Origin of the sequence: Microcoleus sp. bin48.metabat.b7b8b9.023 (assembly GCF_013299185.1) — a bacterium.
GTDB lineage: Bacteria > Cyanobacteriota > Cyanobacteriia > Cyanobacteriales > Microcoleaceae > Microcoleus.
Genome location: NZ_JAAFKG010000026.1, coordinates 70,667 through 93,783, shown reverse-complemented (window position 1 = coordinate 93,783; position 23,117 = coordinate 70,667). Strand labels below are relative to the sequence as shown.

At 44.6% G+C, this 23,117-nt stretch carries 21 protein-coding genes; 11 read left to right on the top strand and 10 right to left on the bottom strand.

The annotated features are described in order from the left end of the window. Window positions 1-565 precede the first annotated feature (565 nt). On the bottom strand, window positions 566-781 hold the full coding sequence (locus tag QZW82_RS16440) for a hypothetical protein (protein WP_293149964.1): 216 nt from the start codon (window positions 779-781) through the stop codon (window positions 566-568). A gap of 44 nt (window positions 782-825) precedes the next feature. Beyond that, complete coding sequence (locus tag QZW82_RS16435; RefSeq protein WP_293149962.1) at window positions 826-1,059, bottom strand: hypothetical protein; 234 nt, start codon at window positions 1,057-1,059, stop codon at window positions 826-828. Window positions 1,060-1,459: 400 nt separating this feature from the next. Here QZW82_RS16435 and QZW82_RS16430 point away from each other — a divergent pair, with 400 nt between their 5' ends. Continuing rightward, on the top strand, window positions 1,460-3,208 hold the full coding sequence (locus QZW82_RS16430) for a hypothetical protein (protein WP_293149958.1): 1,749 nt from the start codon (window positions 1,460-1,462) through the stop codon (window positions 3,206-3,208). Window positions 3,209-3,605: 397 nt separating this feature from the next. Here the strand turns inward: QZW82_RS16430 and QZW82_RS16425 are convergent, their stop codons facing one another. Together QZW82_RS16425 and cobS are read right to left on the bottom strand one after the other, a co-directional pair. After that, a complete protein-coding gene (locus tag QZW82_RS16425; protein ID WP_293149956.1) occupies window positions 3,606-3,905 on the bottom strand; it encodes a hypothetical protein in 300 nt (99 codons plus the stop codon). A 157-nt stretch (window positions 3,906-4,062) separates the two neighbouring features. Continuing rightward, window positions 4,063-4,860 (bottom strand): adenosylcobinamide-GDP ribazoletransferase, encoded by a 798-nt coding sequence (gene cobS / locus QZW82_RS16420; RefSeq protein ID WP_293149954.1) that lies wholly within the window; start codon window positions 4,858-4,860, stop codon window positions 4,063-4,065. 259 nt (window positions 4,861-5,119) lie between these two features. On the opposite strand from cobS, the gene QZW82_RS16415 reads away from it, so the two are divergent. The 3 genes from QZW82_RS16415 to QZW82_RS16405 all read left to right on the top strand — a co-directional run bounded on the left by QZW82_RS16415 (window position 5,120) and on the right by QZW82_RS16405 (window position 7,119). Then, window positions 5,120-5,569: a hypothetical protein gene (locus tag QZW82_RS16415; RefSeq protein WP_293149952.1), complete on the top strand. Its 450-nt coding sequence runs from the start codon at window positions 5,120-5,122 to the stop codon at window positions 5,567-5,569. Window positions 5,570-5,790: 221 nt separating this feature from the next. After that, window positions 5,791-6,921 carry a tRNA guanosine(34) transglycosylase Tgt gene (tgt, locus tag QZW82_RS16410; RefSeq protein ID WP_293149951.1) on the top strand — a complete coding sequence of 377 codons (1,131 nt, stop codon included), beginning with the start codon at window positions 5,791-5,793 and terminating at the stop codon, window positions 6,919-6,921. A gap of 60 nt (window positions 6,922-6,981) precedes the next feature. Next, a complete protein-coding gene (locus QZW82_RS16405) occupies window positions 6,982-7,119 on the top strand; it encodes a photosystem II reaction center protein K (RefSeq protein ID WP_293149949.1) in 138 nt (45 codons plus the stop codon). Window positions 7,120-7,345: 226 nt separating this feature from the next. Here QZW82_RS16405 and QZW82_RS16400 read toward each other — a convergent pair whose 3' ends face one another. Both QZW82_RS16400 and QZW82_RS16395 read right to left on the bottom strand, forming a co-directional pair. Next, window positions 7,346-7,900 (bottom strand): glutathione S-transferase family protein, encoded by a 555-nt coding sequence (locus QZW82_RS16400; RefSeq protein WP_293149942.1) that lies wholly within the window; start codon window positions 7,898-7,900, stop codon window positions 7,346-7,348. A gap of 338 nt (window positions 7,901-8,238) precedes the next feature. Next, window positions 8,239-8,820, bottom strand: coding sequence for a manganese efflux pump MntP family protein (locus QZW82_RS16395; protein WP_293149940.1), 582 nt, complete (start codon window positions 8,818-8,820; stop codon window positions 8,239-8,241). A gap of 192 nt (window positions 8,821-9,012) precedes the next feature. Between QZW82_RS16395 and QZW82_RS16390 the strand changes: the two genes are divergently transcribed. After that, the gene (locus QZW82_RS16390) at window positions 9,013-9,612 is read left to right on the top strand and encodes a cytochrome b/b6 domain-containing protein (RefSeq protein ID WP_293149938.1); all 600 of its coding nucleotides are present in this window, start codon (window positions 9,013-9,015) and stop codon (window positions 9,610-9,612) included. 334 nt (window positions 9,613-9,946) lie between these two features. Further along, the gene (locus QZW82_RS16385; RefSeq protein WP_293149936.1) at window positions 9,947-11,539 is read left to right on the top strand and encodes an SDR family NAD(P)-dependent oxidoreductase; all 1,593 of its coding nucleotides are present in this window, start codon (window positions 9,947-9,949) and stop codon (window positions 11,537-11,539) included. A 648-nt stretch (window positions 11,540-12,187) separates the two neighbouring features. Here QZW82_RS16385 and QZW82_RS16380 read toward each other — a convergent pair. The 4 genes from QZW82_RS16380 to QZW82_RS16365 form a co-directional block, all read right to left on the bottom strand. Next, window positions 12,188-14,596: a cache domain-containing protein gene (locus QZW82_RS16380; protein ID WP_293149934.1), complete on the bottom strand. Its 2,409-nt coding sequence runs from the start codon at window positions 14,594-14,596 to the stop codon at window positions 12,188-12,190. 668 nt (window positions 14,597-15,264) lie between these two features. Further along, window positions 15,265-15,729 (bottom strand): hypothetical protein, encoded by a 465-nt coding sequence (locus QZW82_RS16375; protein WP_293149932.1) that lies wholly within the window; start codon window positions 15,727-15,729, stop codon window positions 15,265-15,267. 189 nt (window positions 15,730-15,918) lie between these two features. Then, window positions 15,919-16,479 (bottom strand): sugar O-acetyltransferase, encoded by a 561-nt coding sequence (locus QZW82_RS16370; RefSeq protein ID WP_293149930.1) that lies wholly within the window; start codon window positions 16,477-16,479, stop codon window positions 15,919-15,921. A 153-nt stretch (window positions 16,480-16,632) separates the two neighbouring features. Next, on the bottom strand, window positions 16,633-17,352 hold the full coding sequence (locus QZW82_RS16365; RefSeq protein WP_293360351.1) for an MBL fold metallo-hydrolase: 720 nt from the start codon (window positions 17,350-17,352) through the stop codon (window positions 16,633-16,635). A gap of 194 nt (window positions 17,353-17,546) precedes the next feature. On the opposite strand from QZW82_RS16365, the gene QZW82_RS16360 reads away from it, so the two are divergent. The 5 genes from QZW82_RS16360 to QZW82_RS16340 all read left to right on the top strand — a co-directional run bounded on the left by QZW82_RS16360 (window position 17,547) and on the right by QZW82_RS16340 (window position 23,075). Then, the gene (locus tag QZW82_RS16360) at window positions 17,547-18,815 is read left to right on the top strand and encodes a transposase (protein ID WP_293149926.1); all 1,269 of its coding nucleotides are present in this window, start codon (window positions 17,547-17,549) and stop codon (window positions 18,813-18,815) included. Window positions 18,816-18,860: 45 nt separating this feature from the next. Further along, the gene (locus QZW82_RS16355; RefSeq protein ID WP_293149924.1) at window positions 18,861-20,333 is read left to right on the top strand and encodes a site-2 protease family protein; all 1,473 of its coding nucleotides are present in this window, start codon (window positions 18,861-18,863) and stop codon (window positions 20,331-20,333) included. Beyond that, window positions 20,318-20,617 carry a hypothetical protein gene (locus QZW82_RS16350; protein ID WP_293149922.1) on the top strand — a complete coding sequence of 100 codons (300 nt, stop codon included), beginning with the start codon at window positions 20,318-20,320 and terminating at the stop codon, window positions 20,615-20,617. The genes QZW82_RS16355 and QZW82_RS16350 overlap by 16 nt, the downstream gene beginning before the upstream one ends. A 476-nt stretch (window positions 20,618-21,093) precedes the next feature. Continuing rightward, complete coding sequence (locus QZW82_RS16345; RefSeq protein ID WP_293149921.1) at window positions 21,094-21,621, top strand: hypothetical protein; 528 nt, start codon at window positions 21,094-21,096, stop codon at window positions 21,619-21,621. 371 nt (window positions 21,622-21,992) lie between these two features. Continuing rightward, the gene (locus QZW82_RS16340; RefSeq protein ID WP_293149919.1) at window positions 21,993-23,075 is read left to right on the top strand and encodes a DUF6745 domain-containing protein; all 1,083 of its coding nucleotides are present in this window, start codon (window positions 21,993-21,995) and stop codon (window positions 23,073-23,075) included. Window positions 23,076-23,117: the final 42 nt, after the last annotated feature.

The window sequence follows — 23,117 nt, the reverse complement described above, 5'->3', positions numbered from 1 at the left end:
GGTAGAAAAGTAGCAGATGGATTTAAGAATACAATGAAAATTATTTTTGATGAATATTTGCCAAAATGGAATTACCGTGCTGTTCCGACAAATGAGTAGATGATGAAGTTATTAAATTTTCATTCCTTAGGCCTTGTTTGGGCTTAAAATTTGTTTAAGTCCCGTTATTTGCGATTAGATTATCATCTAGCCATAAATAAGTTAATTTTGTGAAAGGTTTCATGGGTATTATGTCTGATAAGTTATCATCGTTATAATTAGGTACGTAGTTGGGCTTTAGCCCTCTTTTTATATAAAAAGAGGGCTAAAGCCCAACTACGTACCTTTTATTTATATAACAGTTGCATCCCAGATGCTATCCGACCTTTGAGCGATGCTTTAGGTAGTTTAAAGTTTATTTTTACGACAATTAAACTGCACTGCTTCGCTCGGGGGAGTAGGGGTAATCTGCCTTAAGTTAACGGTATTGCGTTATAATAATTAGGGAAAAACAAACTTATAATATTAGTTAATTGTCAGGCATACTAATCAATGTGTGTCCAGCCCAAAGACCGAATAAACACGATTAATTTTTTCCATAAATAGTGGGCAAACTTATCAATTCCAAAGACTCTTGCCGCACGCGACCCGCCATCGCAGCTAACTGCAAGCTCATAAAAGCATTCAAATCTTCCAAATCACACTTTGACGAGGAAAAAATATGCTGCATTTCATTTTCCGCTTCTAAACTCAGATATCCAGCGTCAATAGCTTGTTTTACAACTTCACGAATCAGCACGATCGAAATGTTCCTTACTAAAATTCAAGGTGTCCAAAGCAAAATAATTACCAACAAGCAGTTTCCGAGGCGGTCTCCCCAAATATTTCAAATTGTTTGAGTTCGCGAGACTCTTGTTTTACCAAGCCGGACATGGCTGCTAGTTGCAAATTCATAAAAGCATTTAAGTCTTCCAGGTCATACTTTGTGGTGGTTAACATCCGCCGCAGTTGATTTTCGGCTTCCAGACTTAAATAACCTAGGCTCAGAGCTTGTTGGGCGAGATCGCGAATCAGTACCATAACACTTCGGAGTTTTATTTGTTGAATAGCCTCAGTATCAACGGTTTTCACTGACTCCGCAGTGACGGCTATTGCTCAATTTGTGTGACATTTTTAAGGGCCGGCCGTGACAGCCGGACTCGCAAAGTGTGACTAAGTGTTTGCACGGGTGTGACATGGATCACGAGGGAGAGGGGTTCAACAGTTGACAGTTGACAGTTGACAGTTGACAGTTGGGGGAGATTGGAAGATTGGGAGATTGGGGGAGAGGGGGGGAGGGGGGAGAGGGGAGCATTTTTCTTCTTCTTCCCTGGAACTAATAACTAATGACTAATGACTAATGACTAATGACTACTGCCTTCTACCTTCAGAAGGCTCTCACCGTCTATAATCAGCAAGTTAAATATTTACGGCAAGACCTATGGAAGCACCACATAAAGATTTGTTACAACAAATAGCCAGATTATCGGAAACTTATGCTAATTTAGCCGATCGCCTGTCAAGAGCAGCCACACAACTGCAAGACTCGGGCTTTCCTCCCTCGGACAGCTTACTTCAAGAAATTAGCGCCTACAGCCGAAACTTTGCAGAAGTCCAAACAAAAGCACTCGAGCTCAATAAATCCGCCCTTGCCCCAGGGGAAATTGCTTCCCTCAAAGACATTCAAAACTTAGTCGAGACAGCCACAGCTTCCGCAGGTAAAGCAGGAATTCGCGACGCAGCTTTGCAAGTGCTCGATCGAGTATTGGCGATCGCCCACCGCGAACAAAGCGACTTCGCGCCCTTACAATCAGTTCATGGCAGAGCTCGGGAACTTCACCGCGCCATTTCCGAATCAACCCCGACTCAACTGCATTCCGACGCAGAATCCTTAGTTAGCGGCAAACACCCAGTTGCAGCAGTCCTCGCCCTGGTGGAACAGCAAGACAAACTAGATGACGAACAGTGGGTGATTCTCGAAGAAACAGTCAGCGCCGCTTTTGGGAAACAAATAGCCGTCGCCATTTCCCGAGGCAAATTAACCATTTCCCAGATGGTAAAAGCAGCACCTGCGAAAGTCGAGCCCGTATTTCAAGCAGCAACCGAACCAAAAATCAGCGCCGAACCTCTGCCCGAAGTTATTATCATCCCGTCGGGAAATGTCGCGCCGAAACAAGTTACAGTTGCACCACAAATCCAAATTTTGGAATCTCCCGCCGCGACGGCGCCCATGCACGAGGTGATTATCGTTCCTAGTGTGGAAGTACCTAAATCTCTCCAAGCAACCGGTTTCGGCAACATTGTGTTTGGGGCACCTCGCGAGATTCAACAAGTGCCTGTAGAGGGCGGTTTGGGATTGAAAGTTTTGGCGCACATTCAAGGAATTGGCGATCGCACTTTTAGCGCTCAAGAATACGCTGGCACTAAGGGTAAAGGCCTCCGCGTTGAAGGATTTCAAATTAATATCGAGCCACAAATTTCTGGCTTAACAGTCGAGTATATGGCTCATGTCGAAGGTGTTGGCGATACCCCTTGGATTAGCGAAGGGGGATTAGCCGGTTTTCGCGGTAAAGCGAAACGAATTGAAGGATTTGCCGTGCGGTTGAGTGGGCCGCAAGCTGATAAGTATGACGTATTTTATACTGCTCACATTCAGAATATCGGCGACACCAACGTGTCCTCCAACGGCGAATATTGCGGCACTCGCGGCAAAGGTTTGAGAATAGAAGGGATCAGGGTTTGGATTGCGCCGTCTGCGAGTTCTCAAGTTGTGGGGCCTGTGGGTTTGAAAGTGTTGGCGCACATTCAAGGAATTGGCGATCGCACTTTTAACGATAAAGAATACGCCGGTACCAAAGCTCAAGGCCGCCGAATCGAAGGTTTTCAAATTAAAATAGAGCCTCCGGTTCCCGGTTTAAATTTGCAGTACATGGCTCACGTTGAAGGAGTTGGCGATACTGCTTGGATTGAGGAAGGGGAATTAGCCGGTTTCCGGGGTAAAGCCAAGCGCATTGAAGGATTTGCCGCACGGCTGACTGGGGCGCAAGCTGATAATTACGATGTATTTTACACCGCTCACATTCAAAATGTGGGCGATACTCCTGTTGGTTCTAACGGTCAATATTGCGGCACTCGCGGCAAAGGTTTGAGGGTTGAGGGGATGACGTTTTGGGTTGAGCCGAAAGCGTAAAGATTGAGAATGAATGGAAAATTTGCTGCTGCATTTTCCATTCATTTAAAACCGGAATCTTTTAGTCAATCAGCATAAATACTGCGATAAAGTTTGTAGTGAGGACTTCAGTCCTAATCAAAGGAGAGAGGACTGAAGTCCTCACTACGAACCTCATAAAGTTTGTAGTGAGGACTTCAGTCCTCATCAAAGGAGAGAGGACTGAAGTCTTTACTACAAACCTCATAAAGTTTGTAGTGAGGACTTCAGTCCTCATCAAAGGAGAGAGGACTGAAGTCCTCACTACAAACCTCATAAAGTTGGTAGTGAGGACTTCAGTCCTCATCAAAGGAGAGAGGACTGAAGTCCTCACTACGAACCTATTTATTTAATTGTCGTCGTGACTTTTGAAATGATATTAATGGTGCAGCAGGTGCGATAAGCTTTCAGCAGCATGGGCGATCGCACTTGGAGTAGCTTCGCAACCCGCGGCTTCGGCGGCACAGTGGCTGGCGTGGAGTGCGTGTCCGACTGTTTTCGCCCCAGAATCGATCGCGCCGTCAGCTACAAAACCATTAGCTTCGTACTGGCCCATTTCGGCTTGCATCTTCTTGTTAAACTCAGATTGATTCGGTTCCCAGTTGCGGACTGTTTGGACAATCTCGATCCCAGCCCAAATCAGCATTCCCAGAACGATCGCACCAATTAAATATTCCATAGCTTTTTAGAAGATTGAGGTTTGCTGTATCTAATCTAGCGTGGCCATTGCCAGCAAACAGGATGAAAATCCTTGCTGTTGAGTGCGGATTTCCACCTCTTAGTCTGCGGAGGCAGACTTCGTTTGTTTAGCAGCGATTTCAATCGCCGAATTATCTTTACCCTTGCAATGCCGCCAAAAGACACAGCAACAAAGCCTCAGTCCACTCGACTACAGCACCGTAAGTATCGCCCGTGTGACCGCCCAAACGGTGGTTAAACCAGGCACCCGCAAAAATTCCGATCGCACTTCCCCCCAAAGCCATCCCCACCGCCAACAGCCAGCGATCGCCCTCCAAGACAACTTGCAGCACGCTCAAACTTAGCAACAACAGCACTCCTGGGATAAAATCAAAAGGTGAATAAATCGATTCTTTATGAAAAGCTCCCTTACCCTCCGGGCGGAGATACGGATAGCGGGCGATCGCCACCAGTTGACCCCACCTCCCCCAACCCGCCACACCCATCAAAGCCAACCACCGATAGTTACTCAAGTCCGAGAGCGCGGCAGTTTTGAGCAGGACGATCGCGATCGCAGCCATCGCTCCAAAGGCCCCTGTAACACTGTCCCGCATCACTTCCAGCCTGCGAACCGGGTCGGGGACGGCCAGTCCGTCCGCCGCGTCCATAGCCCCGTCTAGGTGCAGCCCGCCAGTGATGGCAATACCCAAAACTACCACCAAGGCCGATCGAGTCAGAGCAGGCATACCCAACAACTGCAAGCCAAAATCCGCCAGTCCCAGCATCCCACCTATCAAAAGCCCGATCGCCGGTGCCAAGCGAGCAATGCCCCGAAACTCCAAAGTCCAAGACATCGGTACCGGCAAGCAAGTATAAAAAGCGACTGCGGCTGCGATGGCAGCACCTTGATTCCGGAAAAAGTCGATCGTAGAGCGAACCAATTTATCATCCATCATAAGATAGAAAATTTTTCATCTTGTATGCGGTTGCTAATTCATTAGCCTGTGCCAGAATTGGAACTGTAACACCCAAGTCCTTTGGATCGGGTATTCCTCCTGCCCGAGTTCTTTTCCCCGGAAAACCTCTGCCGGCAGCGATCCCGAAGATCCCAATCTAAAATGGCTAAACTCACTACCCGCGTTTCCCGTACCCAGAATTCTAGCTAACTCCATGACTTCCTAGACGGGAACATACTACAACAGAGGCTTTTGCTCCATGAGTCACGACCAATTGAATAACAGGGTAGTTGCTCCTTGCATCATCGATACTGGCATTGTCGTCAACAAACGCGATATCAAAAGATTGCTGTTTGATTTAGGACGTGTCCGTTACGTTCACATACAAGATGGCAAGATTTACAACGAAGGGGAAGGTTATGTGCTCGAAGTCTTCGCGAATCCCGATCGCTCTACTCTGATTGCCAACCACGCGCTTTATTTGAACGTATATAGTTTTGATTACCTGGAACTGAAACATTCTCCTGAAGAAGGTGCTTATTTTGACCTGATTCAAGAGGGACGGCAGTTGAGGTTAATTCCCCTTTCCAATCCTTTGCAAGAGCAAGTCGCCCGGAATTTAAATGCTGCGGCTTTAGATGCGGTGGTCGATCAGGTACTCTCAGGCAACTGGGATCTGCAATTGGATGAGGATGATTCCCCGTTTTAATCGTCAGTCAGTCGATTTTAGATTTTAGATTTTAGATTTACTCGCAGCGCCGTGAATATCGGAGGTAGAACTAAAATCTAAAATTTTTTGCCCTCCACGACAATTGTCGGAAACTTGTCTCCGTTTTTGGGCGGGGTCATGGTTTTTTTTGTCGCGATGTCAACAACAATAGATTAGATAACACGGACTGCCCAGTAGCGGTGAACGATCGACGGTGACTAATGACTGAAGACAAGGCAAAATTTTCTTTTAAATGTCAGGCTAATTGCAGCCATACCCAAGCACGTGCAGGGGTTTTTTCGACTCCCCACGGTATTGTGGAAACGCCTAAATTTATGCCGGTGGGGACGCTGGCTAATGTCAAAACCTTGACACCAGCACATCTTGAGGACGCGGGCTCTCAAATGGTTTTGGCAAATACTTATCACTTGCACTTGCAGCCCGGGGAAGCGATTGTCGCAGGCGCCGGCGGATTGCACAAATTTATGGCTTGGCCTGGCCCGATTCTGACGGATTCGGGCGGCTTTCAGGTGTTTAGCTTGAGCCAAATGCGGACTATTTCTGAGAATGGGGTGACTTTTCGAGCTCCCCGCGACGGCCGCATCATTAATTTAACGCCGGAAAAGTCGATCGAGATTCAGAACGAGTTGGGCGCTGACGTGATTATGGCCTTCGACGAGTGTCCGCCTTACCCCGCTACACGGGATGAGGTGGAGGCGGCTACAGACCGCACTTACCGCTGGCTGCAACGCTGTATGCAAGCTCACTCGCGCCCGGAGCAAGCTTTGTTCGGCATCGTCCAGGGGGGCGTTTTCCCCGATTTGCGATCGCGCGCGGCGAACCAGTTGATAGACTTAGATTTGCCCGGTTATGCGATCGGCGGAGTTAGCGTCGGCGAATCGGGGGATTTGATCGCAGATATTGTGAGAGTTACTGCGCCCCTGTTACCGGCAAATAAACCCCGTTATTTAATGGGGATTGGCACCTATCGCGAAATGGCCTTGGCTGTGGCGAGTGGCGTAGATATGTTTGATTGCGTGATTCCGACTCGGCTGGGCCGTCACGGCACAGCTTTTGTGCGCGGGGAACGTTGGAATTTAAAAAATGCTCGGTTTCGGGAGGATTTTGCTCCGCTGGATGAGTCTTGTCCTTGCTATACCTGCCAAAAATTCAGTCGGGCTTATTTGGCGCATTTGGCGCGGGCGAAGGAAGCACTCAGCTATACTTTGCTGGCGCTGCACAACGTGACAGAGTTGATTCGCTTTACCGGGAGGATGCGGGAGGCGATTTTGGCCGATCGATTTACTGAAGAGTTTGCCCACTGGCTGGCACCAACTGTCGATCGATCGTGATTGGCTTTGGTGAAGATATGCGACAATTATGAAAATTCTGTTGGATAGGTAGGTTGATTCATGGAAGCTGCATTACTGTTGGCTAAACTCCCCGAAGCTTATGCGATCTTTGATCCTTTGATTAATGTTTTGCCAGTGATTCCCGTGTTTTTCTTGCTGCTGGCTTTTGTCTGGCAAGCGGCTGTCGGGTTCAGATAAGTTTCATTTCATTAAAAACAGGGGCAATTCACCAATTGTCCCTGCTTTTAGCTGTTAAGTTTTGTGGGGACGCAAGAAAATACTCTTGTCCCCCCCTTTTTCAAGGGGGGCTAGGGGGGATCTGGGCTATAGCGTCAAACAGTAGTCTGGCACTACATAAGACGTTAAGTTGACACTAATGCCCTCTTCCTTCTTCCGACTTCCCTCGGACTTCTTCCCTTTTCCTTCAACTCCCGCCCATCGCAATTTTAAATGCCGGTCTTTCTGAGATCCGCTTCATGTAATCTAAAACAGACGGGTAAGGACTGAGATCTACCTGTAGCATCATCGGAATGTAGATCAACATCGAGCCGACTGCTGCGTCAGCGACACCGAATTCATCGCCCATTAAAAACTGCTGTTTCTCGAAAATGCTATTTAACGGTTGTAACAATTTCGGGGTTTCGCGATCGCGGCTGGCTTCGACAAATATTCCCGGGCCGAGAGTGGCGTTAGCAAAGATAACCCACTGCACAATTTCGGCTTGTTTTTCCACAGTGTCAGGTATCTTACCATATTTTTGAGCTAAATACAGCAAAATTGCCCCGGATTCCCAAAGTTTAAAATCTCCGTCCACAATAGCAGGCACTTTGCCGATCGGGTTAATTTCAAGAAACTCTGGCTGCAAGTGCGCCCCTGCTTGCATATCCAGCAGCACAAATTCGTAGGGAACCGCTATTTCTTCGAGATACCATTTGACAATTGAGGCCCTGCTGCGGGCTCCGCCGTAAAGTTTTAGCACGGAATTTTTATCCTTGTAATGCAATATTGCTGTTATAGCATTTTTGGTCAGTTGTCAGTTGGCAGTTGGCAGTTGGCAGTTGACAGTTGTCATTGGTAATTCGTATAGCGGTTCTCAAAAAAGTGAGGTACGTTGTTGGGCTTAAGCCCTCTTAATCTAGTGGTTATATAAGCTGTCAGTCATACCTCGTCTTTTTGAGAAAGGCTATAGTTATTGATTGGGAATTGGCCATTTGAAATTAGAACCTTCTGAGACTGCTGATCTTATGGTGGGAAAAACGACTAATGACTACCAAGCAAATAATTGCTAACCAATAACCAATAACTAATAACCCATAACTAATGACCAATGACTAATGGAACTTCTGTTAAGTGTAAAAACAAGATTCTGCTGCCAATAAAAATCAAAATTGCCCCGCCCAACATCTCAATTTTATTAGCAAACAAGTTGCCGCACTTGTGACCGATAAACACGCCTGCAAAAGCTAAAAAGAAAGTAATAAATCCGATCGCAGCTACCGCCGGAGCGATAGAATCTTTCAGGACGGCAAATCCGATGCCAACAGCGAGGGCATCGATACTCGTCGCTACCGATAGCATTATCAAAGTCCCCGTATCTAAGGGATTAAACTTTTTCTCGCCTTCTTCGGTTTGCAGCGATTGGTAAATCATCCTACCGCCAATGAAACTCAAAAGCCCGAAAGCTATCCAATGGTCGATCGCAGATATCAAGAAACTAAAAGTCAGACCAATTAACCATCCGATTACGGGCATCACAGCTTGAAAACAACCGAAAAATAAGGCGATTTTCAAAGCTTTATTGACTTTCATGTGTTTGATTGCTATACCACTTGAAACAGCAACAGCAAAAGCATCTGCTGCTAATCCCAAGGAAAGAAAGACGGTAGTGCCTGCATCCATTTTTGTTAACTCTGAGATGTTATAAGTAAATATTCTCACCGACTGTTTTAGTCTACACTAAACTTTAGTAAAACAGCAATATTTCATAATCCATTCATTTTTAAGTCACATTTGTTTCACAATTGACTGTTGAAAAATTCCGGGATTAGCTGTATTATATGGCAGACTATTTATCAAGTCGCAAAATTCAGAATGCCACGATCTCGACCTTACCAACCATTGCTACTGAGATTACTGCACGGGGCTAACGCGGCGATCGCCCTTTTATCAATTTTGAGCGCATTTATAGTGTACAACACCTATGACGGGCGCTTTGGGAAAGTCCCCGTGCCTCGGATTGCAGACATTATCGGGATTCACGGCACTTTTGGCAAGCTGTTGCTGTTAGGACTTATGCCTGCTTTTGCATTGTACAGTTTGTATGCAGGTCAAAGACGGTTAGTGCAGCCCGATTCTTTTGCCAAACTGGCGCAGGTGGGAACACCGATTTGGTGGTACAGTTTGCACCGGATTGTGAATACTTTGATGTTGTTAGCGCTCACTTTTGCGATCGCATCTGGCAGTATGGTTAAGGAAGAATGGCTGCCGGCTGGGGATTTGACACAGGTTTGGTATTATTTGCACCTCTCTGGTTGGGTGGTATTGGTGTTTTGTCTGCTAATGCACTTGTTGATGAGTGCGAAGGTGGGAGGTTGGCCCCTAATTTTATCGATGTTCGATCGCAAATACCGCCCAGAGGATTCACCGGCTGTTTGGTGGCGGAAAATTCGCTCTTTTGTCGATCGCTCTTAATCGAGAACCGCCATTGATTGTGCATTATTATTTCTGGCAAAATCACCACAGACCAAACTATTTAACAAGTGATCGTAAAGGTAATGAGGTATGTTGTTGGGCTTAAGCCCTCTTATATTTATTATCTAGTAAGCAATGCCGAATCAAAAACTCCATTTATAGTCAGCTATACTTTATATTTCTGAGAAAGGCTATAGCCTTTCTCAAAAAAATGAGGTATGACTGACAGCTTATAAAACCACTAAACTAAGAAGGGCCCAAGCCCAACAACGTCCGCGAATCTTTCTGACAAAGGCTATAATAACTCCCAACAACATCAAAAATCAATTAATTTATGCAAGTTTGTCTCGTTACAGGTGGTAATTCCGGTGTTGGTTTAATGACATCTTTAGGTTTAGCTAAATTAGGACATCATGTCTTTATTGCTTGCCGATCCCAGAAAAAAGCGACAAACGCGATCGCCTACATCCGTGAAACCACTGGAAATCCCAATATAGAATATTTACCCTTAAATCTGGCATCCTTAGAGTCAGTGCGTCACTGTGTCAAGCTATTTCAAGACCGAAATTTGCCCCTACATATCCTCGTCAATAATGCCGGAATATTCGATGCCAGAGGAATGACTCAAGAAGGATTTGAGTTGATTTGGGGGACTAATTATTTAGGTCATTTTCTTCTGACTTATTTATTATTAGATAAGATACCAGATTCCGCCTCAAGTCGCGTGATTGTGGCCTCCTCAGATTTAGCATTAAAACCCACTCAAATTAAATGGGATTTATTTATCAAAAAAACACCCTTAAATTTTATTGAATCATATAACCAGTCTAAACTTTGCCTGTTGCTCTTAACCAGACAACTTGCCCAAAAATTAACGAATGTCACAGTTAACGCAGTTCATCCAGGTTTTGTCCAATCTAATATTACCATCGGTCATCGTTTGAGCAAATATCTCGGTTTAGGAATTAATCCAGAAAAGGGAGCTTATAGCAGTCTCTTATGTGCTACTTCTCCAGAATTCGAGTCGATATCAGGTAAATTTTTAGGTCAAACAGGACAAGAAATAACATTACCTGTCTTAGCACAAAATAATGATTTATGCCACGAGTTGTGGGAAAAAAGTTTATTATGGACTGGCTGCACTCAAGTTATCCAGAAAGAGAGAAATAATTATGATGCTACTGATGGGATATGGGGGCCTTACACTCTCAAGTTGAATCAGGAGGAACTCGCGACTATTTGCGATCGTATCTTTAAGGAAGTTTTACCAAAACCGCCAGTTAAAGTTTTATTGACTCAGGCATTAAAATCTCTTTTGAGGTTGCAATTTGGTTCAGTTATGTTGCTGCTGATTCAATGTTACAAAGGCCAATTTTATATGGAAAGACATTTAGATTCTGCCGTGGTGTTGCAACTGTGTCAAGATGAGAATGTATTAAAAATACTTACAGCTTATTTAGGGGACAATTTAAAATTGTGGCGTTCGGAATTATGGGTAAATTATCCCTCACGTCAATTAATTCCTTTTTGGCATCGAGATATTTATCCTAATTTACTGACTGGGGAGGGAAAAACAATTAATATTTATATTGGTTTAACAGAAGTAACGGAGACAAACGGGTTTGAATATATCTCGAAAAGTGACCTCAAAAAATGTCAAGTCAAAATTACCGATTTCTTTAGTGGGAATCATTTTTTTCGAGTTCCCAATGAAGTTGAAGAGAAGGCGATTCCGGTAGTTTTAAAACCGGGTGAGTTTATTTTATTTACCGATCAACTTGTACATCGTTCGATTTATAATAGAAGTGGCAAAGTTCGTCTTTCTTTAACGTTACGAGTCGCCCAACCGAGTATAAAAGTTTTACCAGGTTACACTTCTAATTATCAGGAACCTGTCACAATGGGTAAGAGTTGGGTTGACAGTTGACGGTTGACAGTTGACAGTTGACAGTTGACAGCGACATCTACATCTACCTGGATGGAAGGAAGAGAATTGGAGTAATAAGTCGTTTGATTTTAATTTCTCCCCATCGGGACTAGGGGTTTCAAACAATTCTTTATGGTAATATCATTTATAAAAAAATGCTACAATAAAAAAACTCGGCTTGCTTATAGGTCAATACAGTTGACTTAAGAAAAATCTGACTTGCCCAAAATGGCTATATTGCCAGAAAATCGTCAGATGAAATTCATCAAAAGCATTAAGTAAACGGTATTGAAATACAATCGACTCCATCAAGACAAGAGTTTTTAACCGCAGAGGGCGCAGAGGGAAGAGTATTGCGAGGGTTTTGGATGTCGTAAAAAAACCTTTTATCCCTCCCCTCTCTGTGTTCTCTGTGTTCTCTGCGGTAAAATCTTCTTAATATCTACTTCACCTCTTTATAATCCAAAAATCGTCAGATGAAATTCATCAAAAGCGTTAAGTAAACCGTATTGGCTTATAGGTTCATTGAAGCTTCTAGGTGCGTCGCTATTAGATTGTCGGTCTTTATTAAAGATGGTGGAAGCGACACACCCTACGGAAGATTAGGTGCGTCGCTATTAGTTTGTAAATCCTATTAGCGAAGACAGTTCAAACGATCGGCAATTCTACTACAAACTCAGCACCACCCTCAGTTTGAGATAGAGTCTGAGATTCAATTTGAGATGGCACGGGAGATTGAACTGTCAGGCGCCCGCCGTGCAAATCTACAATAATTTTATAGCAAACTGATAGCCCCAATCCTGTATAATTTTTCAAGGATTTGCTATGGTAAAACGGGTCAAAGATTCTGTCTTGAATTTCCGGCGGAATTCGAGAACCGTTGTGGGCGATCGATACTGCAATAAATCTGCCTGTTGAATGCTCGACAATATCTGTTTTAATTGTAATAGTTTGATCGAATTTGTCAATCTTGTTAACAGCATCAATCGCCTTGCTGAGGATATTAGCGAATACTTGGCTCAGTTGACCGGGATAACACAAAATTGGTGGCAGGTTACTGTACTCCTTGATTACTAATATTTTTTTCTCCAGTCGGTGAGCGAGCAACAGTAGAATATTGTCGATGCTTTCGTGAAGGTTGGCGCGTTCTTTGTTGGCTTCATCTGGAAGTGAAATGTTCCGCAAAGCCAGGATGCTCTGGCGTATGCGATCGGTTCCTATTTTCAGAGAGTTGAGAATTTGTGGCAAGTCTTCGCTGATAAAATCTAGGTCGAAGCTCTCTATTTCTTGGGCAATTCGCGACACAGGTGTGGGATATTGTTCGCGATAGAGGCGAAGTATATTCAGCAAATTATTGAGATAATCGTTGACGTGAATCAGGCGCCCGTAAATAAAGTTAATTGGGTTGTTAATTTCCTGGGCAATTCCGGCGGCGAGTTGACCGACTATTGTCATTTTTTCGCTTTGTACTAAATGCTCTTCGGTTCTTCTGAGTTGCGCTAATACTTCTTCTAAAAGTTTGAGTTCTTCTTGAATTTGCCCGTGGAGTTGGGATTGGGAAATTGCGATCGCCAGCGAGTCTGCAATTGCTTCCAAAACTTCCACTTCGTCGGGAGTTGCAAACCGCCGATTCGCACAAGCGAACAGATATCCCAGCCGATTAGTCTGAGTCAGTACGGGTACTGCTGCGTAGTGGCTGTCTGTGAGTTTGAGATGCACTGCTTCCTGAGAGGCTGTGGCATCGGGGGCGGAGGTTTTCTGGAGAAGTATGGTTTCGCACCGATGCAGCCGTGCAGCTAAATCTCCACAGGGCCCTGTTTGGGCGCCGAAGATTCCCAAGCGCCCCGGTAAACCTTCCCGGCAATATTCCCAGCAAAATTCCACAGTATCTTGCCGGGGGTCGTACCAGCCAAAAATTGCCCGATCGAGCTTTAGCAAGGTACCGAGTTCGTCTACAGTAGTTTGCAGGATGCGATCGAGCTCCAAGGAAGCGCGAATGCGGCCGGTCAATCGGTGGAGAAGGGCTTCTGCGCGAGTGCGAATGCACTTTTGGGAAAATAGCTTGAGTGCCACAATTACTGCCAAAATAGCTCCGGCAAACAGTCCGGTGGCTGCTGCTGCTAATCTATTTAAGGCGAACAGTTCTTTTTCGAGATTGTCGCTGGGAATTACCAGGGCGATCGACCATTCAGCTTGTTCTAAAGGAAGATAGGCAACATAAACTCTGGCGTCGTTGATTTGAGTCAGTACAATGCCCGTTTTTTGATAAACCATCTCCCGCACTACATTCGCCAAATTAGGATCTGCGGACTCTAAAAGACTGGGAGCCGCTTTGTCAATATTTCCCATTAACCGAGTGTCGGGATGGACAATCGGCACTCCTTGAGAATTGAGTACAAAAGCGTAAGTTCCTGCCTCATATTCCAGCTTTCCTACTACTTCCGCAATTCTGTCGATAGTAATGACACCGTTCATTACTCCGATCGGCTTTTTTGGTTGATTCTCCTGAGAATTTGACCACACCGGAGCCGAAATGGGAACAATACTTTGTTTTTTGAGCGTGCGAGAAATGGTAGGATCTGAAACATATAGTTGCCCAGCCATTGCCTTTTTGAAGTGTTGGCGATCGCTAACGTTAATCAAAGCTCTGCCAACTTTTGTGGTAAAATAAGAACCATCGGGTTCAATTAATGCGAAATGCTTGAAGTCTTGCAGACGATTTACTTCGGATTTTAAATAAGGCCCTGCCACAGACCAATTCATCGATCGCACCGAAGGAGTGTTAGCAAGGGTTTCGATCTCAGTCTTTCTCGTGCCGATCCAGCGATCGATCTTGTTACCGCGCTCCTTAACTTCTAACAAAGCATTTCGCTCTAAATTGTTGACAATCAAGCGGCGAACCCTTTGATAGCTGATACAACCAGCGATGCTAGCTGCCATAATTGTTACGCCCAAAATTAACAACGCGATTTTGTAGCGCAGATCGTATTCGCCCTTAAATCTCGCTGGCAATAGTTGAGTTAATTTCCACCACTTCACTTTCGCAAAGCTTCCCATGGTTTGACCAATTTGTGAGATTGAAATTCTCAGCTCACCAGCGATGAACTTGCCCGCCTGTCAGCAGTCTGAAACTACTAGCAATAATTGCGGGGATTTTTGAATTTTTTCCCGCCGGCCCGCTCACCCTGTCTGACTGGAATCAGATTTTACCATATTTTTGAGAAGCTACAATATTTCTTCAACAATTTAATTATTCAAAATTTTCATAGTTTTGTTAACTGCTATTAATAATTTATGTCAATTGGGCAAGGTTGCCCACAAGCACCCGATGTTGAAAGGAAGAGTTGACAGTTGACAGTTGACAGTTGACAGTTGACAGTTTTCATCAGTCAGAAGGAAGAAGAGAGAGGCGAGAAGGCAGAAGCCTTTCGGATTCGCGAGCGGGTCAAAAGAAGAGAGAGGGAATACACAGCCAGCTTTGTTAGCCACTGATATTTTATATTTAATTAGGTGGATTTACTGGTTAGGTAATGTTGAAATGTATTGCTTTTGTGCAATTAGGTAAGGTACAGACTGCGCCCCCTACATTGAGATGTATGGCGTTGCCCCAATCATAAAATATTAAAAGTTTTGAGTTATTGATGAACCAAAAATTTGTTATTAAATCTTTAATTCAAATCTCAAAACTTTTTGCGGTGCTAAATAGCTGCTGTTGGGCGATTCATTTAAAGAACCTTGTGAGTGTGCTCGTGCTGTTTCACATTGTCTTCAGTGCGAATGACGCGCTCGGTGTTCAGCACTCTTTTGCGTTCTAAGGAATACGTAAAGTCGTTACGAACTGTTCCTAAGGGAATGTGAACTTGAGCCTCGGGGCGGATTTTGTAAGTGCGGGCTGCGGCGATCGCCCGAAAGCCAAATTCTTCGCTAAACTGAGCTTCGGCGGGGAATTCCGGCAGCCTTTGGGGTGATTCACCGTCTAACACCGATCCTAAAGTCGTCCCCCAAGCCATTTCATAAGATGTGGGAATTCCCTTGACAATTGCTTGCAAAGCTGCTGAAGGGATAGGTTCGATTACTTTTACTTGATGAACTTCGCCTTCTTCTTTGATGAAGCAGGTGGCTAAACCCACTACTATGTAGTCGTCGGTGCCGAGTTCGGGTGCGTTGGGATAAACTGTTGCAGTCGTCATAAGAAAAGGTTGGTAGTGGAGAAACCGGGAGGGAGAAATTAAGCGATTTGAGATTTGAGATTTGAGATTTTTGCCGCAGATTTTTTCGGGGATTTTACCTAAAAAATCTCAAACTGGCGGTTCTAGTCTCTAAAATTTTTGTGTAAAGCTCCAAAAAGCCGATCGCGCCAGTGAGTCGATCGTACCACATCAAGGCAACTGCCGGATGATTCGGCAAGGATTCCCCGCAGCCACGACGTTGGCGGGGATATCTTTGACAACAACACTGCCTGCACCGATCGTGCTATTGTCTCCAATAGTGACTCCCGGACAAATAATACTGCCTCCACCAATCCAAACATTATTACCAATATTAATTTCAGCGGCGAGATCTCGGCCAGAAAGTCGGATTTCCGGATCGGTGGGATGAAAAGCAGTGTAAATTTGCACGTTGGGGCCGCACAGCAAATTTTCGCCGATGTTAACTCGATTGCAGTCGAGAATCACGCAGCCAAAATTCATGTACAATCCGTTTCCCGCATAAATATTGCTGCCGAAGTCGCAGTAAAAAGGCGGCTCTATTTCTATTTTGGGGCCGATTGCACCGAACAATTCGGCAAGTATTTCTAACCGTTTCTCTGGTTCGTCTTCGTGGGTAGAATTGTAGATTCTGGTGAGGCGGCGGGCTCGCTGGCGATCGGCAATTAATTGTTCGTCGCTAGCTAAATACAATTCGCCGGCGAGCATTTTTTGTTTTTCGGTTTTTTCCATAAGAATCGGCTGTAAGAATCGGCGGAATTAAGATAAAACGGCGGTTGAAACCGCGCCTACACAAACAATGTCCACCTCCGTGGACTGAAGAAAATAAGGTAATTTTAATCCAATACGCGATTGATAAGACGGCGGTTGAAACCGCCGTCTCCTTCAACCCGCGGAGGCGGGTTTTGCTTGTATAGATGCGGTTTCAACCGCCCGGTTTTCTTGATTCTGCAAACAAACAACTAAATCTAGATTAGTTAATTGCTCAAAAGCTCGATCGATCGATCCTTTTCCCCGCAAAAAACCAGTATTCGCAGCGGGACAGATATATTGAAGAGTCGAAGGCGAAAATCGATCGATAATTGACTGCACGCTGTTAATTTGCCTCGGCCAGTGAAAAGTTTTGGGCGTTCTCTGCGGTACCGGGGCGCCTTCTCGATTGGGGAGCAAGTGTCTGCCGGTAAACAACACTCCACCGCTGCCAGTATCATAAAGGCAAGATGAACCAGGAGAGTGGCCGGGAGTCCAAAATGCTTTTATGCGATCGCTCACAGTAAATTCTCGCTCAAAAACCGTCAGTTGCAATCCGGGGAGCAAATAAGCTTCCTGCTCTTGAATCAGGATATCGCAGCCCGTGGCTTCCTGAATCTCCCGCGCCTTGGCGATAGCGCCACGGTGGGTGAGAAACAGCAGCCGCACGCCGCCGTTTTCCCGCAAAAAGGCTAGGTTAATCTCATCCCAAGCGGGACAATCTACCAGGATGTTCGATTCGTTTTCTACAATGAAATAAGCTGTCGCACCCAGGGTATCCCGGTTAGGTGGGAAAGCAAAAATATTTGGCAGCACGAGCCTGGGCTGTTTGGAAACTGAACTCTGTTGTTTCAAGGAAGTATTATAAAACTTCATTAAGTTTGTAAGCATCAATAAACAATATAGCGGTTCTCAAGCGTGGTGAGGTATGCCCACGGAGACCTATGCCCAATCGTACCTCATCTTTCTGAGAAAGGCTATAGTAGTATCATATAGTCAAGAAAGTCAAACAAGGAAATGTTGCTCTCGTTAAAAGATGGAGGCCCTGAATGCAACTAGCAGAGAGGCATATCATTAAATCTACAGAACACCGTTTCGCCCAGATTGATGAATTAGCTTTTAAATCCAAAAATCTCTACAATGCTGCTAACTACGTCATTCGTCAGAGTTTTGTTTATGGATGGAGTTACATCAATTATAACGAAATGAATCGTTTGATGAAGTCTCATCAAGCATACAAGGCTTTGCCAGCTAAAGTCAGTCAGCAAATCTTGATGATATTGGACAAGAATTGGAAATCATTTTTTGAAGCGGTTAAAGCTTACAAAACTGATCCATCTAAATTTACTGGTAGCCCAAAACTGCCGAAGTACAAAGATAAGGTCAAAGGGCGAAACATTCTCGTGTACACGATACAAGCAATTAGCAGCACGCAGTTGAAGAAAGGAATCATCAAGCTTTCGGGTACGGAAATTTTAATCAAAACCAAAGTAAATCCCGCTCGTATCTGCCAAGTTAGGTTGGTTCCCAAATATGATTCATATGCGATCGAGGTAATTTATGACAAGTCGGAGTCCACCCTGGACGATGATAAATTTGTAGCTAGTATTGATTTAGGACTGGATAACTTAGTGGCGTTAACTTCAAATCAGCCGGGTTTTACACCTCTCCTGATTAACGGGCGACCATTAAAATCAATCAATCAGTTCTACAACAAACGTAAAGCACGGCTACAAACTCAATTAAAAGGGAGTCGCAAGAGTTCGCCTCGCATCCAACGATTGACTCGCTGTCGCCACCAAAAAATTGATAATTACTTGCATCATACCAGTCGCCTGATTGTTGACGTTTTAATAGCAAAACAAATTGGGGCGTTAGTAATTGGCAAAAATGCACAATGGAAAACTGAGATTGATTTGGGAAAGCAAACTAATCAGAACTTTGTCAGTATTCCTCATGCTCGACTAATTGAGATGTTGGAATACAAAGCTCGATTGGTGGGGATTAAGGTCGTCGTACAAGAAGAATCTTATACGTCTCGGTCTAATTTTCTCGGCTTAGATCCAATCCCTGTCTATGGAAAGATAGATAAGGATATTTTATTTAGTGGTAAACGGATCAAAAGAGGCTTGTACAAGACATCGGTAGGTCAATTAATTAACTCCGATGTTAACGCTTCTTACAACATTTTGAGAAAAGCAATCCCAAATGCGTTTAGTGATGGGATAGGTCGTGGGCGTAGTTCAGCCAAGGCGGGTCAATCCGCTCAAAGTAAAGTGAAGGGGGAGGGACTTGATGCCTCCCATGTCATGTCATAAATGACTATACTTTTACTAGCTATTGAGAGGCATGGAATAAATATTATGTTCTTTTTACTATGGTTGCTTGTACTGGGGTTGATATCTTACTACTTGTTGCAGAGCAGCACCAGCCGCATCACGCGAACTCCGGTATGGCTGCTGTGGCTGGTAATGATGGCGCCGGCGCTGATTTGGACTGGTTGGCTTTTAGTTAACGGCGCGAGCAAAAAAGTACCGCCCGAGTTGGTAATTATACCTTTTCTGGTTTGCCCTTTTTTGTACTGGTTTTTGGTACAGTTGGGGCGCAAGCAAATTATCGCCTCCACGACTGAGCAGGTAGCAGGTTCTGATGGTGAACCGACAGAGCCCAAACCGCCCCTGCGCCCGATCGATTCCGAGGAAGAAGCGAGCTTGCGCGATTGTTTTCCTTGGTCAATTTACTTTTTGCGAGATTTAGAATTTCGCCCGCAGGCTGTCATTTGTCGGGGACAGTTGCGGACGAACCCGGAGGCGGCTTATCAGGCGATTCGGGAGAATGTCGAGAAGCATTTTGGCGATCGCTTTTTAGTCATATTTCAAAATAGCTTGAGCGGTCAACCTTTTTTTGCCATAGTTCCCAATCCCAGCCACCAATCCGGAGAAAATTCGGTCAAAACTGAATCTGTAACCAGGCCGTTTTTTGCCTTAGCTTTGGTGCTGATTACGGTGTTTACGACTACAGTTGTCGGCTCGCAAATTGCTGGAGTTACTGAAAAAATCTTGCAGTCCAACCCGTATGTGTTGCTTCAGGGTTTGCCTTATTCCTTGGCTCTCATTACAATTTTGGGAATTCACGAATCCGGTCACTATTTAGCTGCCAGATTCTACAAAATTCGCACGACTTTGCCTTATTTTATTCCGGTTCCTTTTTTCTTGGGAACTTTTGGCGCATTCATTCAAATGCGGAGTCCAATTCCCAACCGCCGAGCTTTATTTGATGTCAGTATTGCCGGCCCGCTGGCGGGTTTAGTCGCGACAGTGCCGTTGTTGATTTGGGGTTTGGAGCATTCGACAATTGTACCGCTGTCTGACAAGTCGGGAATGTTAAATTTTGACTCTTTTAGTCCGAAATTTTCGCTGCTGATGACTTTGTTGAGCAAGTTAACCTTGGGCGGCGCTTTCAATGCGGAAACTGCGATTCATTTGCATCCGGTAGCGGTGGCGGGTTATTTGGGTTTGATCGTGACAGCGTTTAATTTGATGCCTGTGGGACAACTCGACGGCGGGCATATTGTACACGCAATGTTTGGCCAGCGGGCTAGTATGGCGATCGGGCAATTTGCCAGAATTTGTATGCTACTGCTTTCTTTTTTGGAACAAGGTTTGCTGTTGTGGGCAATTATTTTGTTTTTGACGCCTCTCAACGACGAACCTGCGTTGAATGATGTCAGCGAATTGGACGATAGGCGAGATTTTTTGGGGTTGCTAGCGATCGGGCTTTTGTTAATTATTTTGTTGCCAGCGCCCAAGATACTCATTCAGTGGTTAAATGTTTAGAAGGAAGAGAAAATAGGGAGCATCTCTTTTTTGTCATTAATTATTGGGCATTGGGCATTGGGCATTGGGCATTGGGCATTCAGTCGGTAAACAGTCAACTGTCAACTGTCAACTGTCAACTGTCAGGGAGCATATCTGCGGAGCTGGCAAAAAGTATGTTTTACTACGATTTGCGAGCTGAGAAGAGCACTACAAATGCTTTGCACGCTCGATGCTTCCTGGAAAGATGCCAGAGAGAAGAAGGCTCGCTTCGGCTACGCTGGCTGACAAGTCGCTCAGGATAAAAAGAAGGAATAAAAATCAGGATTTACTTATCGTCGCGAGATAGAAAAAAGAGAGAGGTTCACAAATTCCTCAAGGATTGCTATTGAGAGCCTCTCAGTTTTGTCTTTATAGTGCTGTCCCCGATCGCCCTGGCTTTGTATAACCCGTGCGAGGGGGGACAGCACTCACATAAAAAAATGCTCTTTATAAAAATGAGATGCTCCCTTGCTATTTAAGCTAGTTTATCATTTTTCAACTCAATTTCTATCTCAAAGTGATGTTTATTTTCACCAGAAAGACTTGGTTGAAATCCACTTCCTTTGAGGGAAAAATTAAAATCATACTATTCATTACTCCAATCCTCTTCCTTCTAGTTAGAGATCGCTCTCAAACTGTCAACTGTTGAACGAGTTATCTGATAAATATGTCCTACAGAACCTTCACTTTCCAACAATTACAAGAGCGGTTTGGATTGGAGATGTCACTCAGTCCAATTTTGAGTGCCAAAATTATTCCTTTAGAACCATCCCAATGGCTTTGGAGAGCTCTCGAAATTAGTTCTAACACTGCTATAACAACAGCAAAAGAACGTTCGGAACGGATTATTTCTCCTATATTGTTAGAATTTAGAGAAAAAAATCACAGACAATTTTCTATTTTTTCCGGTTGGGCATTTGATGTAGATGTTTCTCAGGGATTGCATGGAGAATGCGACTTTATACTGTCTGGGACACCGTTGAATTTTGAAATTAAAGTTCCGTTTTTTGCACTTAGAGAAACAAAAAGCGGAGAAATAGAATCTTGTCTGCCGCAGTGTGCTGCACAAATGGTGGCGGCTCAGCTATTTAACGAACGCCAACAAAATTCAATTCCTGCCGTATTTGGCTGTGTAACTTCGGGGGTAGTCTGGCGGTTTCTTAAATTAAAAGGAAATAATTTAATTATTGATGATGATGTTTATTATCTCGATAATCTTCCTGTAATTTTAGGGGTTTTGCAAAAAATTGTTAATTTATACAAATAATCTATAGCCTTTCTCACTAACATGAGGTACGCATGGAGCATGGGGCATGGGGCATGGGGCATGGGGCATGGGGCATGGGGCATGGGGCATGGGGCATAGGGCATAGGGCATAGGCATCGCAGGCATACCTCACTTTTTTGAGAACCGCTATAATTACTATCCTAAAATAGGTTTGTAGTGAGGACTTCAGTCCTTCTCTATTTTTGAGGAATGAAGCGAAGAAGAGGGCTCTCGCATGACCGCATATAAGTTATTAGTTATAATTCCATATTGACTCCGGTCATGCTTCGCCCCTACAAACATATTTGGAAAAACCAGATGCAGGCGGAACGATCGCACTTAATTAATTTTTTGACTGGAAATTAAATAATATGAATCTACCAACGATCGCACTTACTCCCGAACAAGCAGCGCTAACTCCCATCTATCGCGAAAAGTGGCGGCAAATTGGACTGTCGATCGCACCACTCGATCGCGCGATCGCGACAGCGGCTATCAACACCGCCTACAACATCATCGGCTTGGGCGAACCGGAAATTATTTTCTGTGACAGCCCTTACATAGCTTTGGAAGCTCTTGAACGGCTAAGGATACGCGATTCTGGTTTGGAAACTGGTAGCGAAATTCGAGACAAAATTCATAATGAATTGTACGATACACTCAGAAGTCAGCTCAACCGGAAACTAGAAAATCAGATTTACAGCCAACTCTATAACCCGCTGTACGCTCAACTGATAAGTCAATTCCAAATTCATATTAAAGACGAAGTTTATGCCAAATTAGCAAAGAAGTTGGGCAGCAGATTTCACCAATTTTTTGTCAATATAACCTATAATAATAACTGGATCTTATCCGAACTTTCCGCCTGTCACGGAAGTTGGGTAGATTTTTGTATTGAGGTCTTAGGATTGGAGTGCGATCGCTCTTTGTACTCAGCCTTTAAATCCTTAGTCGAAAACTGCGGCTGGATTTACCCGTTTGAGAAAAAGTGCTTGGTGTGCGATCGCCCGCAAAAAATTAATTTTGACAGCGAATATTTGCTCCACGCTTTATGTCAGCCCGCGATCGAATTTGCTGACAACTTCAGGGTATACTCTTATCGTGGCGTGCTGTTACCCGAAAGCATCGGTCAAGTTGCGCCGGAGTCTTGGGAGCCTTCATGGCTGCTAAGAGAAAAGAATGCGGAAGTGCGGCGAGTGTTGATTGGGGCGATCGGCTATCCGAGGATTTGTCAAGAATTGCAAGCAATAGAATTGGATACTTGGCAAGAATATACTTTGTTGAAAATCGAGAATGATGTTGACATAGAACCCATATTTTTGTTGAAGATGACTTGTCCGAGTACGGGACACATTCACGCTTTGCGAGTGCCGCCAAAAGTGCTAACGGCGAAAGAAGCAATTAGCTGGGTAAATTGGGGAATAGCACCCGAAGAATTTAGCGTGCAAACTTGATATCGGGTGCGATCGATTAATGCCGTTCGTAGTGCGGACTTC